Here is a 15,654-nt window from a genome sequence, read left to right as displayed (position 1 = left end):
AGGAGTGTTAAATCATGGCTCTGCGAACCATCTTGACTGACAAGGATCCTGTCCTGCACAAGCCTTGCCGTCCAGTTACCACATTTGACGGTCGGCTTCACGACCTGATTGATGATCTGAAAGAAACTCTGGCTCACGCCAACGGCGCCGGTTTGGCTGCGCCTCAAGTTGGCATCCTGCGCCGGGTAGTCATTGTGGTGGACGATCAAGAGAATATGCTGGAGCTGGTCAATCCTGAGATTGTCTCCGAAGAAGGGGAACAGGAGGGATTTGAAGGCTGCCTGTCTGTACCTGGCCGTTGGGGAATTGTCAAGCGTCCCATGAAGGCCAGGGTACGGGCGCAGGACCGCAATGGTGCCTTCTTTGAAGTAGACGGCGAAGGGATCGTGGCCCGCTGCTTCTGCCATGAGTTGGAGCATCTGGACGGTCATCTGTTTACCGAGCACACTGACCGACTGTATACCACGGAGGAGCTGGACCAGATGATGGAGGACGAGGAATGAAAATCCTGTTTATGGGCACACCCGATTTTGCTGTGCCCTCTCTGGAAGGGTTGATTGCAGCCGGGCATGAGATCTGCGGCGTGTTTACCCAGCCGGATAAACCCAAAAACCGGGGTATGAAACTCCAAGCTCCCCCGGTAAAAGTGTGTGCACAGGCCCACAATATTCCGGTCTATCAACCGGTAAAGCTGCGAGACGGTACCGCGCTGGCACTCATTCAGGAGCTGGCTCCGGAACTCATCGTGGTAGCAGCCTATGGCCGGATTCTACCCGATGAGATTCTGGCTGCGCCACCCAAGGGCTGTATCAACGTACACTCTTCACTGTTGCCCAGCTATCGGGGTGCAGCGCCCATCAACTGGGCGATCCTTAATGGAGAGACGGAAACCGGTGTGACCATCATGCACATGGCCCACGATTTGGATGCCGGTGACATCATTGCCACTACCTCTACACCCATTGACCCAGATGAGACGGTCGTATCTCTTCATGACCGGTTGGCCGTACTGGGTGCTGAATTGCTGGTTAGAGTGGTGGCGGAGATCGCCGCTGGAACCGCCCAGCGTATTCCCCAGGATCATACCAAGGCGACTCTCGCCCCCATGTTGAGCCGGGAGTTGTCACCTATGGATTGGAGCCGTCCGGCACGCTACCTCCACAATCAGGTGCGCGGTTTGATTCCATGGCCCGCGGCTGTGACCGAGCTGGGGGGACACCGCTGCAAGATTTTTTCCACTGCGATTTTGGATGAGCAGACTGAGGCTGCGCCCGGTACCATTTTGGAAGCGGGGAAGCAGGGAATCAAAGTGGCCTGCGGGGATGGCACGGTGCTGCGCATTGACGAGCTGCAGGCCGACGGCGGCAAACGTATGAAAGCCGCCGACTATCTGCGAGGACACCCCATTGTGGTATGACAGTTCAGCTATCAAACTGTTCTGGACCCTGTCCGTCTCTGGGGCAGTAATCGCCCTGGGCCTGGCGTTGGTATCCCGCTGGTTGAGTACCGCTGGCGTTCCAATGCCGATCCGAGCAATCCGTGTACCAGAGTGCAAAACCGAGATCCCCGCGCGGGAGACAGCAGAGGTGTTTGGAGCAGCCCTGCTGTTCCGGCTGGCAATTTTTGTCGGCCTAACCGTACTGTTCTGCGTGATACTGTATCCCGGTTCCGGACTGGACACCGCTATACAGCTCTGGAAAAAATGGGATGCCTGGCATTATATAAATTTGGCAGAATTAGGCTATTACGGCTACACAGAAGAGGGCCAGCATCTGTTTGTGGTTTTTTTTCCGCTCTATCCTTGGCTGGTGCGGCTGGTTTCCTCAATCACGGGAAATACTATGGTGGCGGGACTAAGCGTATCTTTCCTCTGTTATGCCGGTGGATGCGTATACTTTTACCGTCTTGTCGCTTGGGACTATGGCCGTCCGGCAGCCCGTCGTGCCTTGTTGTTCCTGTCGGTATTCCCTTATGCCTTCTTTTTTGGCGGAGTAATGACCGAAAGTCTGTTTTTCCTGACCACAGCCGGCGCCCTGTGGTATATCCGACGGCACAAGTGGCTGCCCGCTGGTATATTGGGTATGCTGGCCGCTATGACGCGGATGCACGGGCTGCTGCTCATCGGTGCAGCCGCGGCGGAACTTGTGGAGAACATGGGTCGGCTGGACTGGAAGGTCATCCTGCGGCGTCTGCCAACTTTGTTGCTGCCGGCACTGGGAACTCTGGTCTATCTGTGGCTCAATGCATCAGTCACTGGAGATCCGTTTGGTTTTGTCCAGATGCAGGAACACTGGAGTCAGGGGTTCTGCTGGATTTCCGATACCCTCTGGTATGTGCTTCAAAATGCCATTTCGTTTCATACCCCGGAGGTCCGTTATGAAATCTGGATCCCTACTATCCTTCTGTTTCCGTTGTTCTTTGGCCTGCTGGTTGGTGCTTGTCGGCGCTTTCGCAGCATGTATACCCTCTACGGTTTTGTTTACCTGATTTTAAACTATTCTCTCTCCTGGCTGTTGAGCGCCGGGCGCTATCTGTCCTGCGCCCTTCCATTCTTCCTGTTTGCGGCTGTATGGACCGAAAAACGTCCGGTTGTCACCGCAGTGCTGACAGCCGCCATGGCAGGAGGGTTCCTGATCAACCTGTTCCTCTACCTGTCTGGAGGACAAATTATGTAAAGGATTTTTGCCATGCCATTTTTCTATTACTTTGACCCCTATTATTGGATCATCCTGGTCCCGGCAATGCTGATTGCGCTGTTGGCCCAGGCCAATGTCTCTTCTACCTTTAACCGCTATGCCAAGATAGCCAGCCGCAGGGGACTCACCGGCGCCCAGGCGGCTGAGGCAGTACTGCGTGCGCACGGAGTGACTGGAGTGCGCGTGGAGCGGGTTTCCGGGCGGCTTACCGATCATTACGATCCAAGAACCAATGTTATCCGTCTGTCGGACAGTGTATACGGCTCCAACAGCATTGCCTCTGTCGGCGTGGCCGCTCATGAAGCGGGCCATGCGGTCCAGTATGCTGTGGGATACGGTCCCATTAAGTTGCGTACTGCCATTATCCCCGCCTGCAACATCGGTTCCCAGCTATCCATCCTGCTTATTATCCTGGGCTTGGTACTGTATGCGCCGCCCCTGTTTGGCCTTGGTGTAATTCTCTTCGCTGTGGCTGTAGCAGGACAGGTGGTCACATTACCAGTGGAGTTTAACGCTTCCCGACGTGCCTTGGAGACCTTAGAAGGGACCTATCTGCTGGATCAGGACGAACTGCGGGGGGCGCGTAAGGTACTCAGCGCCGCGGCACTGACCTATGTAGCGGCACTGCTGGTTTCGCTTGCCCAGCTGCTGCGGTATATCCTGGCCTTCAGCGGCCGTCGAAGGGATTGAGAGTATGACTGCCAGAGAAGTGGCTCTTCAGGCCCTGGTAGCCTGCGAAAAGCAGGGGGCCTGGTCAGATGGCTTTTTGAAAAAGACCCTGCGGACCGCTGGCCTGGACAGCCGGGACGCTGCCTTAGCTACCCGGCTGTGCTTCGGGGTGCTCCAGAATCAGCTTTTGCTGGACTATTATCTAAACCAATTGTCTAAAGTAGATGTAGGAAAAATGGAAGCGACTGTCCGAAACTCTTTGCGGATCGGAGCTTATCAAGTACTTTTCCTTGACAGGATTCCGAATCATGCTGCAGTTAGCGAGTCGGTAAATCTAGCACGGAAAGGGTCCAAAAATCCACGTTCTGCCGGTTTGGTCAACGGGGTACTGCGCGCTCTGGTGCGGCAGAAAGACCAGCTGGAGCCGCCGGAAGATCCGGCGCTTCGGTATAGCCACCCAAAGTGGTTAGCAGAAACCTTTATCTGCCGGCTTGGGAGGGAAGAAGCTGAACAGCTGATGGCCGCCGATAACGACGAGCCTCCCACCTGTGCCCAGGTAAACACCACCAGAGCCACTGCAGAGCAGGTAGCTGAGGCGCTCCGTAACGAGGGAGTGGAAGTAAAATTTCACCCTTGGCTGCCAGACTGTCTGCTGCTGTCCCATACCGGAAGCCTGGAGGAGTTATCCGCCTTCCGAGATGGTCTCTTTTACATCCAAGACGCCGCAGCTAAACTGGCGGTACTGGCCGCAGATCTGAGAGACGGGATGAACGTACTGGATGCCTGCGCCGCACCTGGAGGCAAATCGTTTGCTGCGGCCATCGCCATGCAGGGGAGAGGCCGCGTCACTTCCTGCGACATCCATCCACATAAAATGGAGCTGATCTTGGCTGGTGCCAAGCGGTTGGGTCTGGATAGCATCTCGGCTAAAATACTGGACGCCAAAAGCTGTAACGGTGAATTCCTTAACAGCTTCGAGACGGTAATTGCAGATGTACCTTGTTCCGGACTAGGTATTATCCGCAAAAAGCCGGACATCCGTTACAAAGACCCCAAACCGTTGGAGAACTTACCCAGAGTACAGAGTGCGATTCTAGAGAATGTATCGTGCTATGTCAAACCGGGTGGTGTGCTGCTTTATGCGACGTGTACCTTGCTGGAACGAGAAAACGAGGATATCGTAAGAAAGTTCTTAGATAAGCATAAGGACTTTACGCTGGAGGGATTCGAGATCCCAGGGGACTTCGATGGGGCCAAGGACGGCATGGTCACTTGCTGGCCCCATCGGCATGGCACAGATGGCTTCTTTTTTGCAAAGCTGAGACGCATGCGTGGAGTCTATGAGATTCGCCCTAAGGAAGGGTTTGGTCCTTTTACGCTGGGTATGACCGAGAAAGAGGCCGATACGGCCAGGCAACAACTAGAGAAGTCGGAAAAAGCGGCCGCAGAAGTGGGGCGCCTCTTTGGCCGGTATGGCGCGCCGGAATCGTTTCAGTTAGAATATCAGGATGGCCGACTGAGCCGTATAGGTTTAAATCGTGCCTCCGATCTCCGTGTCTTATACCAAGGAATGGATTTGATGCGGACCCACGCGGAGAATCTGATCCCCATTCTGGCCCGCAAGGCTGACTTCCGATGCGACTGTGAAGACCCTGAGTTGGGATCTACTTATGAGTTCCCTGAGCTGGGACTGGAACTGTGGCGTGAGCAGGTATATCACCCCAAACTGCTCGATCGGCCAGGTTTTCAGGAGTTGATTCAGACTTTGCCGGAGAACCTTGAATACGAGCAGGAGCACGGTTGGTGTTTTGAGCAGGTCTGGGTCCAGAGCAGCGATTTTCGGGAACAGTATCCACTGGAGCCAGGTCCAGCTCCATACAGTTGTCCCACCCGGCCTGTGCTCATCCATCATGAGCCAACAGCAGAAGAGGTGGATGCTATTTCCAAAAAATATGGACTGATACCGCCGAAACCGTCTGGCGGAGGAGAATGACATGACTGATATCAAATCTATGAATCTGGCGGAGATGAGCGGCTTTTTTAAACAGCTCGGAGAGCCGGCTTTTCGAGCCAAACAGGTTTTCCAGTGGCTTCACCGTGGTGCTGGCTCCTTTGACGAGATGACCAACCTGTCCAAAGCACTGCGTGAGAAACTGGCTGCCTCCTGTATCCTTTATGTGCCACAGGTAGAACGGAAACAGGTTTCAGCTCAGGATGGAACCATCAAATATCTCTGGCGTTTGCGGGACGGCAACTGCATTGAGACCGTTTTGATGCGCTATCACCATGGGAATACTGTGTGTATCTCCTCGCAAGTAGGCTGCCGGATGGGGTGCGCCTTCTGCGCCTCTACGCTTGGTGGCAAGGTAAGAAACCTTACACCAGCGGAGATGTTGGATCAGGTGCTTTTTACCCAACTGGATTCGGGTGCTCCCATCAGCAATATCGTACTGATGGGCATCGGAGAGCCACTGGACAATTTTGATACGGTGCTTCGCTTTTTGGAGTTGGTTAATAGTCCGGATGGGATGAACATCGGCATGCGCCACATCTCACTGTCCACCTGTGGTCTTACCGAACAAATTGACAAACTGGCGCAGCATCAGTTACAATTGACTTTGTCGGTATCCCTCCACGCGCCGGATGATGAGACCCGCAGCCGGATCATGCCAGTGAACCGCAGTGTAGGGGTGGAGAAACTGTTTGATACTTGTCGCCGGTATTTTGAAACTACCGGCCGTCGTATCTCCTATGAATATGCCATGATCGATGGGGTCAATGATGCGGACTGGCAGGCTGACCTGCTGGCCAGTCATTTGAAAGGGACACCGGGCCATGTAAATCTCATCCCACTGAACAATGTGGAAGAGAGTCCATTTAAACCTAGCCGCCGGGTAGCGGAGTTCCAGAAACGCCTGGAGAGTTATGGCATTACCGCTACTGTTCGCCGCAAATTGGGCGGTGATATCGATGCGTCCTGCGGTCAGTTGCGCCGCAAGCAAATGCAGAAACAGACGAGTAGTCTTTGAGCATAGACATAACGCCCCACGGGACCGCGCAGAGCGGGGCGTGGAATACGAGCGCGGGAAAGAGGCAAGTTCACTATGATACATGCATGGGGTATTACCGACAAAGGTGCGGTACGAACCCAGAATCAAGACGGGTTCTATGTGGATGTTCCATCGGAACATTTGGCCGTTGGCGTAGTATGCGATGGAATGGGTGGAGCAAAGGCAGGTAATATTGCCAGTCTGCTGGCTGTAGAGACCTTTGTAGAAACCCTGCAGAATGGAGCACAAGGAGATGAGGAACCACCTACAATTCTGGCTAAAGCAGCAGAAGCTGCTAACACCGTGGTCTATCATCGAGCCTGCACGGAACCAGACTGCAGGGGAATGGGTACCACCATGGTAGCTGTCCTGATGGTGGAGCATACCGCCTATCTGCTCAACATTGGCGACAGTCGTGCCTACCATATGAATGAGGAACAAGGAATCACCCGTCTGACACGTGATCATTCAGTGGTAGAGGATATGGTGGCCCGCGGGGACATTACACCGGAAGAAGCAAGAAATCATCCCCGAAAAAATTTGATTACACGCGCCCTGGGTTCGGAAGAACGAATCCGGGCAGACCTATACGAAAAAGAACTTCAGACAGGCGATTTTCTTTTGCTGTGTTCCGATGGATTGAGCAACATCGTAACCGACCAGGAGATGCTATATGAAGCAATCCATGGTGGAGAACCAGAAGACTGCTGCCGGCGGCTACTGGATATCGCCATGTCCAGAGGTGCGCCGGACAATGTGACGGCCGTCCTCTTCCAGATCATTTAAAAGGGGGTAATGAACTATGGATCAGTACATAGGGAAATTACTCGACAACCGATATGAGATATTGGAACGCATCGGTACCGGTGGTATGGCCGTTGTATACAAAGGGCGGGATCATCGGCTCAACCGGCTGGTAGCCATTAAAATCCTGAAAGAGGAACTGGCTCAGGATGCAGAGTTCCGCCGCCGTTTTCACGATGAATCTCAAGCGGTTGCCATGCTCTCTCATCCTAATATCATGGCGGTATATGACGTTTCCCACACGCCTGAATTGGACTATATCGTAATGGAACTGCTGGATGGGATCACATTAAAGCAGTATATGCAGAAAAAAGGCGGAAAATTGGCCTGGCGGGAAGCTCTGCATTTCATTACGCAAATTATGAAAGCCCTTTCCCACGCTCATAGCCGTGGCATCATCCATCGCGACATCAAGCCTCATAATATCATGGTCCTGCGGGATGGCAGCCTGAAGGTGGCTGATTTTGGTATTGCTCGGCTCACTTCCGCTGCACAGGCCACTCTGACGCAGGAAGCACTTGGCTCAGTGCACTATATTTCACCCGAACAGGCCAGAGGCAGTCGGATTGATGCCCGCAGTGATATCTATTCTGCTGGTGTGGTACTCTATGAAATGATCACTGGACGTTTGCCCTATGAAGGTGACTCTCCAGTCGCCGTGGCCATCCAGCACATCAATTCCATCCCGCTTTCTCCCCGTGAAATCGATCCTGAGATTCCAGAAGCATTAGAGGCCATCACCATGAAAGCCATGGCTTCCGATGTTAATCAGCGATATATTTCGGCAGATGCCATGCTCTCAGACTTGGAAGAGTTCCGCAAGAATCCCAGCATTAATTTCGATTACACGCCAGCTGACCTGCTGGTTACGGATGGGGATGAACCTACCCAAATCATTGGGGCCAACACTCCACATACCGTACGTTCCCAGCCAGCCCACGTACACCATGCCACTGAAAAAGATGATATGGAATATACAAGGCCAGTGTCAAAGGGACGAAAATCAAGCCGCATTTCAGATCCTGAAGACTATGATGATTACCGTGAGTCAGATAACAGCCGCCTTCCTATTGCCCTTGCCATCGGTGCCATCGTGGTATTTCTGATTGGCATTGGAGCATTCCTTTGGTTTTCCTTTTTCAGCGGTGCTGGAAGCAGTCAAAAGACCTACAGTGTACCCAGTCTTCTGGGCAAAACGATGGAGGAAGCTCAACTGATAGTAGAGGAGCAGGAGGGCGACTTCCAAATCGTACAAAACGAGACAGTAGTAAGCAACCTGCCCGCCGGACAAATTGTGGAACAGACTCCTGATGCTAATCGCCGCGTAGAAGCTGGTACGATCATCAATGTTAACATCAGCGGAGGTCAGGAAGATGATACAGATGACAGCGAGAAGATGCCGGACCTACTCAATCAGGACCAGCGGATCGCGGTTAAACAGCTTCGTGATCTTGGCTACAGTGAAGACCTGGGAAACCTGATTTTGGAGGAACAATCCTCGGACGAGTACACCAAGGGTTACGTGATGAAGCAGGATCCTGTGGCAGAGACCAGTTTGGATGATGTAGATACAATTACGTTAACCATCAGCACCGGACCAGAGGAAGAAAAGGTTACTGTCATTTCCTTCCTTGGCATGGCAGAAGCGGATGCCCGTAAAAACGCTGAGGAACAGGGGCTGGTCGTTGAATCCGTTGAGGCAGTATTCAGCGATGAGTTTAAAGCCGGCTTGATTTGCTGGCAGAGTATTGATAACACCACAACAGTGCCCAAAGGGACCTCCATCCGTTTCCAGGTCAGCAAAGGTCCAGATCCGGAACAGGATGATCCGGAAACTTCTCCCAGCCAAGAACCGGGTACAACACCCACGCCGCCAGTAGAAACTCCCGACAGCGGAAATGTCACACCGGTATACCAGAACGTGAAAGTAGAGTTACCCAATGACGGTCGTGAAACTGTCCAGGTCAAGATTGTTGTTGGGGGAGAGGTGCAGTATGACCGCCCAGTAGATACAATCCTGCAAGTAAGTATGATCCCAGTCTATGGGAACGGAGTTCAGGAAGTACAGATCTATATTGACGGCGTGCTTACCTCTACCCAAACCGTGGATTTTGGTAGCTGAGTATGGAAGGGATCATTTTAAAAGCACTGAGTGGATTTTACTATGTGGATGGTGGAGAGGCAGGTCTTATCGCTTGCCGAGGACGAGGAAAATTTCGCCATCAGCATATTACTCCTCTGGTAGGTGACCGGGTACGCTTCACCCAATTGGAGGCTGAAAAAGGTATTCTGGAGGAAATTCTCCCACGGAAAAATCAATTCCAGCGTCCTGCAGTGGCTAATATTGATCAGCTGGTAATCATCGCCTCGGGTGCTATTCCGATCACCGATCCTTTTTTGATCGACCGGGTTATCTCTATTGCAGAGGGTCGCAACTGTGAACCTATCGTCTGTATCAACAAATGTGACTTAGATGATGCGGAAGAATTGTTTCAGACCTACCGCAGATGCGGCTTCCGAACTCTAAGGGTAAGCGCTGAAACCGGAGATGGAATCCCGGATCTGGACCGAGCCATTGCTGGCAAGATATCCGCCTTTACAGGTAATTCTGGCGTTGGAAAATCCAGTATTCTCAATGCATTGGAACCGAATTTTCAACTGCAGGTGGGTGAGATTTCGGATAAGCTTGGTCGCGGCCGCCATACAACCCGTCATGTGGAATTGTTCCGCCTGCGCTCTGGAGCCATTGTGGCAGATACACCTGGCTTCTCTTCGTTTGACACCGAAGAGAATGAGCTGCGCCGTCCAGAAGAACTTCAATATACTTTCCGGGAATTTGCCCCTTATCTGGACCAGTGTCGCTATGTTGGTTGTTCACATGTAAAGGAAAAAGGCTGTGCAGTGCTGGCCGCAGTCAAAGAAGGAGCGATTCCGGCCAGCCGTCACGCCAGTTATGTGCGCCTATATGAACAGGCAAAGGAAGTGCCCGAATGGGAACGGAAGTAAAGCGAGCGCTGATTTTTGGATCGATGCCGTGCGGAGATGGCAGTTTTCTGCGTCCGTATCTCTCGGAGGGAACATGGGACATCTTTTGTGCCGACGGTGGGTTGCTGAACGCCAGAGCAGCTGGCTTAAAACCTGACTTTCTTATCGGCGACTGGGACTCTGGAGGTGTGCCGGTCGATGACGTTCCATATGTTACTCTTCCGGTCGAAAAAGACATGACCGATTTACAGGCAGCTGCAGACAAAGCACTGGACATGGGATATCGTGAACTGCTGCTCTGCGGCTGTACTGGCGGTCGGTTGGACCACACAGCCTCCAATCTTGTTCTTCTGGAATGGATCGCATCCCGCGGTGGCCGAGCCAGAATTGTAGATTCAGATAATGAAGTACAGTTTCTGGATAGTGGGACACTTTTTCTGGACCATCAGGTGCACTATCATTATGTATCCATAATCCCTCTGGATCGGCAAATTACAGGCGTCACTCTGCACGGGATGAAATACCCGCTGGAACAGGCGGTCCTTACCCGGGGCGATACCCTCTCTGTCAGCAACGAACCCTCTGAAGAAACTTCTGTAATCTCTATCGAGCATGGACGCGTACTTGTGATCCGTAGTCAGAGGGCGTGAAATAGAATCAAAGGATCTGGCACCTGCGGCCGCCTCCTGCGTATACTGGGCTGAGACCAGTTACGAAAGGAGGCGGCCGTTTTGACGGAACAGACCAGGCGGGCATTGCGGACCGGGTTGCTGTGTGCAGGCGGCCTGGTCCTGCTACTCCATCCGGTAAGTCTGCTGGCCTTTGGGGTCGGGACTTGGGCCGGATATGAGGGGAAGGCCCGTATCCGACAATTTCTGGAGAATAGGGGGATTTTAGAATGAAGATCGTGGTGGTAAAATCACCAAAAGCGCTGCGTGGAATCCTGAAGACACTCTTTGGATTGCGCTGAGTTCCAACAGGCATAGTTGTCTTTCCTTGTACATATAGTTCTGTAGCAAAGCATGAGAAAGGGCCGGAGGGCCTGTACAAGGAGTGGAACACTATGGAGCTGGAACTGGACCGTACTCAACTCAATGGATTCGAGACCGTGCTGGACACTACGGTCTGTCACGAAGAGACGCTGGAGGCTATTGTTCCGGATGCATATCCGGATATCCGAACCGTATGCGATACGGAGGGCATCGTACTACTCAAGCGCAAGGAAGCTCAGGACGGGCGTGCGGAATGTGCCGGATCTGTGCAGGCTGTGATCTTATACCTACCCGATGGCGCGGATGGGCTGCGGCGAATGGATGTGACGCTTCCTTTTACCTGTGGTGTCGATCATACCGGAATCACCAGCAAGTGCGGTGTTATGGTCATGCCCTATCTTCAGGCCATTGAAACGAGGCTGCTTAATCCACGTAAGGTATTGGTGCGTGTAAATCTGTCCATTCAGTTTCAGGTCTGCGCTCCTGTCAGTACCACAGTGTGCGGCGGCGTATTGGAACCAGAGAATGCCGGCGTCCAGCAAATGTCAGAGCGATATGAAACGTGTGTTATCGCCTGTATACAGGAGAAACCTTTTCCTTACTCAGATGAAGTAACCCTGCCCGGAAGCAAACCAGAGGCGGAATGCCTTCTGAAAAACCGTGCGGCTCTGCGTTGTGGCGAGGCCAAGGTGATCGGCAATAAACTGATCTTCAAAGGAGACGCGCGGGTACAGCTGCTCTACCGGAGCACGGAAGGCGGACTATGCACAGCGGAATTTGAGATTCCTTTCTCTCAGATTATGGAGATAAGCGGCGCAGGAGAGGAAGCGACCTGTGAAATCCAGATGGTTTTGACTGATTTGGATTGCGCATTGGAAGAGGGCAATGGAGGGCGTACCTTCCGGATCACCATGGGACTTTTGGCCCAGGCAGCCGTACGGGACATGCGGACCATTGACATGTTGACGGATGTGTATTCTACCTCCTACGATCTGACCGGTGAGACACAGGTATACACGCTCAACCAGCTTCTGGACCATGGAGAAAAGGAACAGACTATACGCGAGATTCTGGAAACAGGCACACTGGCCAGGGAAGTATTTGATGCCTACGCCACGATAAGCGGAGTAACACAAAACTGGGAGGGAGAACGACTGACCCTAAGCGCAGACGTCCAAGTGACAGTATTGTACCAGACCGAAGAGGGCGGGTACACCTCTGCCGTACGCTCCATCCCTGTTAGCTGTCCCCTGGAGTTGCCCCATACAGGTGTCTGCAGCTGCTGGTGCAGCTGTACATCTCCCGTGTACGCGACACCGACCAGCGGCGGTATCGAGGTGCGGCTTCCCGTCTGTTTCCGCTATACGGCGCAGGAAGGGCATAAGGTCCCGTCGGTGACCGCTGTCCGCCTGAATGAAGATGCTCCCAGAGATCATTCTGCGCTGCCATCCATTGTACTTCGTATGGTCGGTCCGGGCGAGCGGCTCTGGGATATCGCCAAGGCCTATGGTACAACCACCTGTGATATCATGCAAGCCAATGCTCTGGAGGAGGACGCCATTCCGGAAGGACAGCTCCTGCTCATTCCGCGAAAACGGTGAATCGATGCCGTCCGGCTATACCAGCCGGGCGGCATCTTCTTTATTCACTCCTCTGGGAATATTTTATGGCTTATCCCCATAGACATGTAAAGAAAATGACCGGCTCATGCGGCCGAAGGAGGAATCGCAAGTGGAACAACGCAAGATCTACGAGGATATCGCCCTGCGTACCGAAGGTGATATCTATATCGGCGTCGTCGGGCCGGTGCGGACTGGAAAATCGACGTTCATCAAGCGTTTCATGGAGACCATGGTGATCCCAAACATCGAGAACGTGTACCGGCGTGAGCGGGCAAGAGATGAACTTCCCCAGAGCGGCTCCGGCAGGACCATCATGACGGCAGAACCAAAATTTGTTCCGGAAGAGGCCGTACAGGTCACCATGGACAACGGCGCAGCGTTTTCCGTGCGTCTGATCGACTGCGTCGGATATATGGTGCCTGGCGCAACCGGTTCTCTGGAGGACGATGCGCCGCGTATGGTCACTACCCCATGGTTTGACTACGAGATTCCTATGACAGAGGCCGCAGAGATCGGGACCCGGAAGGTCATCGCTGAACACTCCACCATTGGTATCGTCGTTACGACCGATGGTTCTATTACTGATATTCCGCGCGAAGACTACCTGGAGGCGGAAGAGCGTGTCATCCTGGAATTAAAAGAGCTGGGAAAGCCTTTTCTGGTGGTACTCAACTCCGCATACCCCAGCTCCGAGCGGGCCCAGGCCATCCGTGCTGACATCGCGTCCCGATATGATGTGACCTGTGTCTGTGTGGACTGTCTGCAATTGGACGAAAGCGCTGTGACTGATATCATCAAGGGCGTGCTCTACGAATTTCCAGTGAAGGAGCTGGATCTGTTCCTTCCGCCCTGGGTGGATGCGTTGCCCTATGATCATCCCATCAAAAGCGGCCTTTACTCCGCCATCCGTCAAGGGGCCGAGGGAATGCACCGCATCCGGGATGTAGAAAAGGCTGTGACCTCCATCGGAGAATGCGACACGGTGAGCCGTGCAGCCATTACTTCCATCAGTTTGGGTACCGGCCAGGCTGTGGCGCAGCTGGAGCTGCCAAGGTCGCTCTTTTATGACACCCTGTCTCAACAGTCCGGTTTTACCATCCACGATGACGGAGACCTGTTGGAGCTGCTTTCTCAGCTTTCCCACGTAAAAACCGAATATGACAAGGTGGCCGGAGCACTGGAGGAAGTCAAAGCCACTGGATATGGTATTGTCGTCCCCAGCACCGATGAGTTGGTTCTGGAGGAGCCGGAAATCGTTAAGCAGGGAGGACGCTATGGGGTACGCCTGAAGGCTTCGGCTCCTTCCATACACATTGTATGGAACAAAACGAAGATTAGAACCAAAAGGGGCGGACACACAGTGGTGTGTCCGCCTCTTTTATTGATTGGCATATCCCATAAGATATGCATCCACTTCATGAGCTGCGCTGCGCCCTTCCTGAATGGCCCAGACCACCAGAGACTGGCCGCGGCGCATATCCCCGGCGGTGAATACGCCAGGCACGTTGGTCTGATAACTGCCGTCCCGGGTTTTTACGCAGGAACGTGGCGTCAGCTCCAGACCAAAGGCCTCGGGCACATAGGCCTGTGGCCCCAGAAATCCTGCTGCAATCAGGAGCAGCTGACACTCCAACGTTTCCTCGGTACCGGGAACCTGCTGAAGTTTCTTGTCAAGCTGTACGGTTTTGACTGCCTGCAGAGCACCGTTTTCATCGGCAAAAAGTTCCGTCACCGTGGTCTGGTACATCCGTGGATCCCGGCCAAATACGGCGGCGGCCTCCTCCTGTCCATAGTCAGTCTTGCATACCCGGGGCCACTCTGGCCAGGGGTTGTTTTCCTTACGACCCTCCGGAGCTTTTGGCATCATCTCCAGCTGTATCACACCGGCGCACCCATGGCGGATGCAGGTACCTACGCAGTCGTTACCGGTATCACCTCCGCCGACAACGATCACCTGTTTACCCCTGGCAGAGGGGTAGGTACCTTCTGTCAATCCATGATCCAGCAGGCTACGTGTTGTCTCTTTCAAAAAGTCCACAGCAAACCAGACGCCATCCACATCCCGACCAGGAATGGACAGGTCCCTTGGCTGAGCTGCGCCGCAGCACAGCACGACTGCGTCATAATCCCGCAGCAACTCTTCCGGCGCGATATCTCTGCCTACATCTGTACTGGTCCGAAAGACGATTCCTTCAGCGGTCATCCGTTCCAGCCGGCGGAGTACCACGTGCTTTTCCAGTTTCATGTTCGGGATACCGTACATCAGCAATCCGCCAGGCCGGTCTTCCCGTTCAAAAACGGTGACCATGTGTCCACGATGATTGAGCTGGTCGGCACAGGCCAGACCAGATGGGCCGGAGCCAACCACGGCCACTCGTTTCCCGGTGCGGTTCTGTGGAGGGCGGGGGGACATCAGTCCCCGCTCCCAGGCGTCCTCTATGATCCCCAGCTCATTTTCACGTATAGTCACCGGGTCGCCGTGGAGACCACAGGTACAGGCAGCTTCACACAGGGCGGGACACACCCGGCCGGTAAACTCGGGGAAATTATTGGTTTTCAAGAGCCGAGCCAGAGCGTGTTCAAAATGGCCGGTGTAGATCAGGTCATTCCACTCAGGTACCAGGTTATGGAGGGGACAGCCAGACACCATTCCATTGAGTACTGCGCCTGACTGACAGAAGGGAACACCACAGGCCATGCACCGCGCGCCCTGCTGCCGGCGCTCCTCATAGCTCAGTCTGGGATGGAATTCCTGGTAGTGCCGGACACGCTCCAAAGGCGACTGAGTTGGATTGCCTTGACGCGGATATTCCAAAAATCCAGTGGGTTTTCCCAT

Annotated in this window: 12 protein-coding genes and 1 pseudogene; 12 read left to right on the top strand and 1 reads right to left on the bottom strand. The window is 53.6% G+C overall.

Annotation, left to right across the window (positions count from 1 at the left end; all coding sequences use genetic code 11):
* Nucleotides 1-14 precede the first annotated feature (14 nt).
* The 12 genes and pseudogenes from def to spoIVA all read left to right on the top strand — a co-directional run.
* Nucleotides 15-503 (top strand): peptide deformylase, encoded by a 489-nt coding sequence (def, locus tag WMO45_RS01420; protein ID WP_349138859.1) that lies wholly within the window; start codon nt 15-17, stop codon nt 501-503.
* Complete coding sequence (gene fmt, locus WMO45_RS01415) at nt 500-1,417, top strand: methionyl-tRNA formyltransferase (RefSeq protein WP_349138857.1); 918 nt, start codon at nt 500-502, stop codon at nt 1,415-1,417. Before def ends, fmt begins: the two co-directional genes overlap by 4 nt.
* Nucleotides 1,407-2,675 (top strand): glycosyltransferase family 39 protein, encoded by a 1,269-nt coding sequence (locus WMO45_RS01410; protein WP_349138856.1) that lies wholly within the window; start codon nt 1,407-1,409, stop codon nt 2,673-2,675. The genes fmt and WMO45_RS01410 overlap by 11 nt, the downstream gene beginning before the upstream one ends.
* 12 nt (nt 2,676-2,687) lie before the next feature.
* Entirely contained in the window at nt 2,688-3,386 is a 699-nt protein-coding gene (locus WMO45_RS01405; protein WP_349138854.1) for a zinc metallopeptidase, read from the top strand.
* 4 nt (nt 3,387-3,390) lie between these two features.
* Nucleotides 3,391-5,358: a 16S rRNA (cytosine(967)-C(5))-methyltransferase RsmB gene (gene rsmB / locus WMO45_RS01400; RefSeq protein WP_349138852.1), complete on the top strand. Its 1,968-nt coding sequence runs from the start codon at nt 3,391-3,393 to the stop codon at nt 5,356-5,358.
* Nucleotide 5,359: 1 nt separating this feature from the next.
* On the top strand, nt 5,360-6,394 hold the full coding sequence (rlmN, locus tag WMO45_RS01395; RefSeq protein WP_349138851.1) for a dual-specificity RNA methyltransferase RlmN: 1,035 nt from the start codon (nt 5,360-5,362) through the stop codon (nt 6,392-6,394).
* A gap of 75 nt (nt 6,395-6,469) precedes the next feature.
* Nucleotides 6,470-7,201, top strand: coding sequence for a Stp1/IreP family PP2C-type Ser/Thr phosphatase (locus tag WMO45_RS01390; protein WP_349138850.1), 732 nt, complete (start codon nt 6,470-6,472; stop codon nt 7,199-7,201).
* 16 nt (nt 7,202-7,217) lie between these two features.
* Complete coding sequence (gene pknB / locus WMO45_RS01385; RefSeq protein WP_349138848.1) at nt 7,218-9,341, top strand: Stk1 family PASTA domain-containing Ser/Thr kinase; 2,124 nt, start codon at nt 7,218-7,220, stop codon at nt 9,339-9,341.
* A gap of 2 nt (nt 9,342-9,343) precedes the next feature.
* Nucleotides 9,344-10,225, top strand: a complete 882-nt coding sequence (gene rsgA, locus WMO45_RS01380) for a ribosome small subunit-dependent GTPase A (RefSeq protein ID WP_349138847.1) — start codon at nt 9,344-9,346, stop codon at nt 10,223-10,225.
* Nucleotides 10,210-10,854: a thiamine diphosphokinase gene (locus WMO45_RS01375; RefSeq protein WP_349138845.1), complete on the top strand. Its 645-nt coding sequence runs from the start codon at nt 10,210-10,212 to the stop codon at nt 10,852-10,854. Before rsgA ends, WMO45_RS01375 begins: the two co-directional genes overlap by 16 nt.
* A 413-nt stretch (nt 10,855-11,267) precedes the next feature.
* The gene (locus WMO45_RS01370) at nt 11,268-12,797 is read left to right on the top strand and encodes a DUF3794 and LysM peptidoglycan-binding domain-containing protein (protein ID WP_349138843.1); all 1,530 of its coding nucleotides are present in this window, start codon (nt 11,268-11,270) and stop codon (nt 12,795-12,797) included.
* 130 nt (nt 12,798-12,927) lie between these two features.
* Nucleotides 12,928-14,136, top strand: a pseudogene (spoIVA, locus tag WMO45_RS01365) (stage IV sporulation protein A); the annotation flags it as partial.
* Nucleotides 14,137-14,196: 60 nt separating this feature from the next.
* On the opposite strand, the gene WMO45_RS01360 reads toward spoIVA, so the two are convergent.
* Nucleotides 14,197-15,654, bottom strand: a complete 1,458-nt coding sequence (locus WMO45_RS01360; RefSeq protein WP_349138841.1) for a glutamate synthase subunit beta — start codon at nt 15,652-15,654, stop codon at nt 14,197-14,199.

This window comes from Flavonifractor hominis (genome assembly GCF_040095835.1).
Taxonomy (GTDB): domain Bacteria; phylum Bacillota; class Clostridia; order Oscillospirales; family Oscillospiraceae; genus Flavonifractor; species Flavonifractor hominis.
The sequence above is the reverse complement of the archived record's forward strand: the minus strand, read 5'-3'. Positions and strand labels throughout refer to the sequence as shown.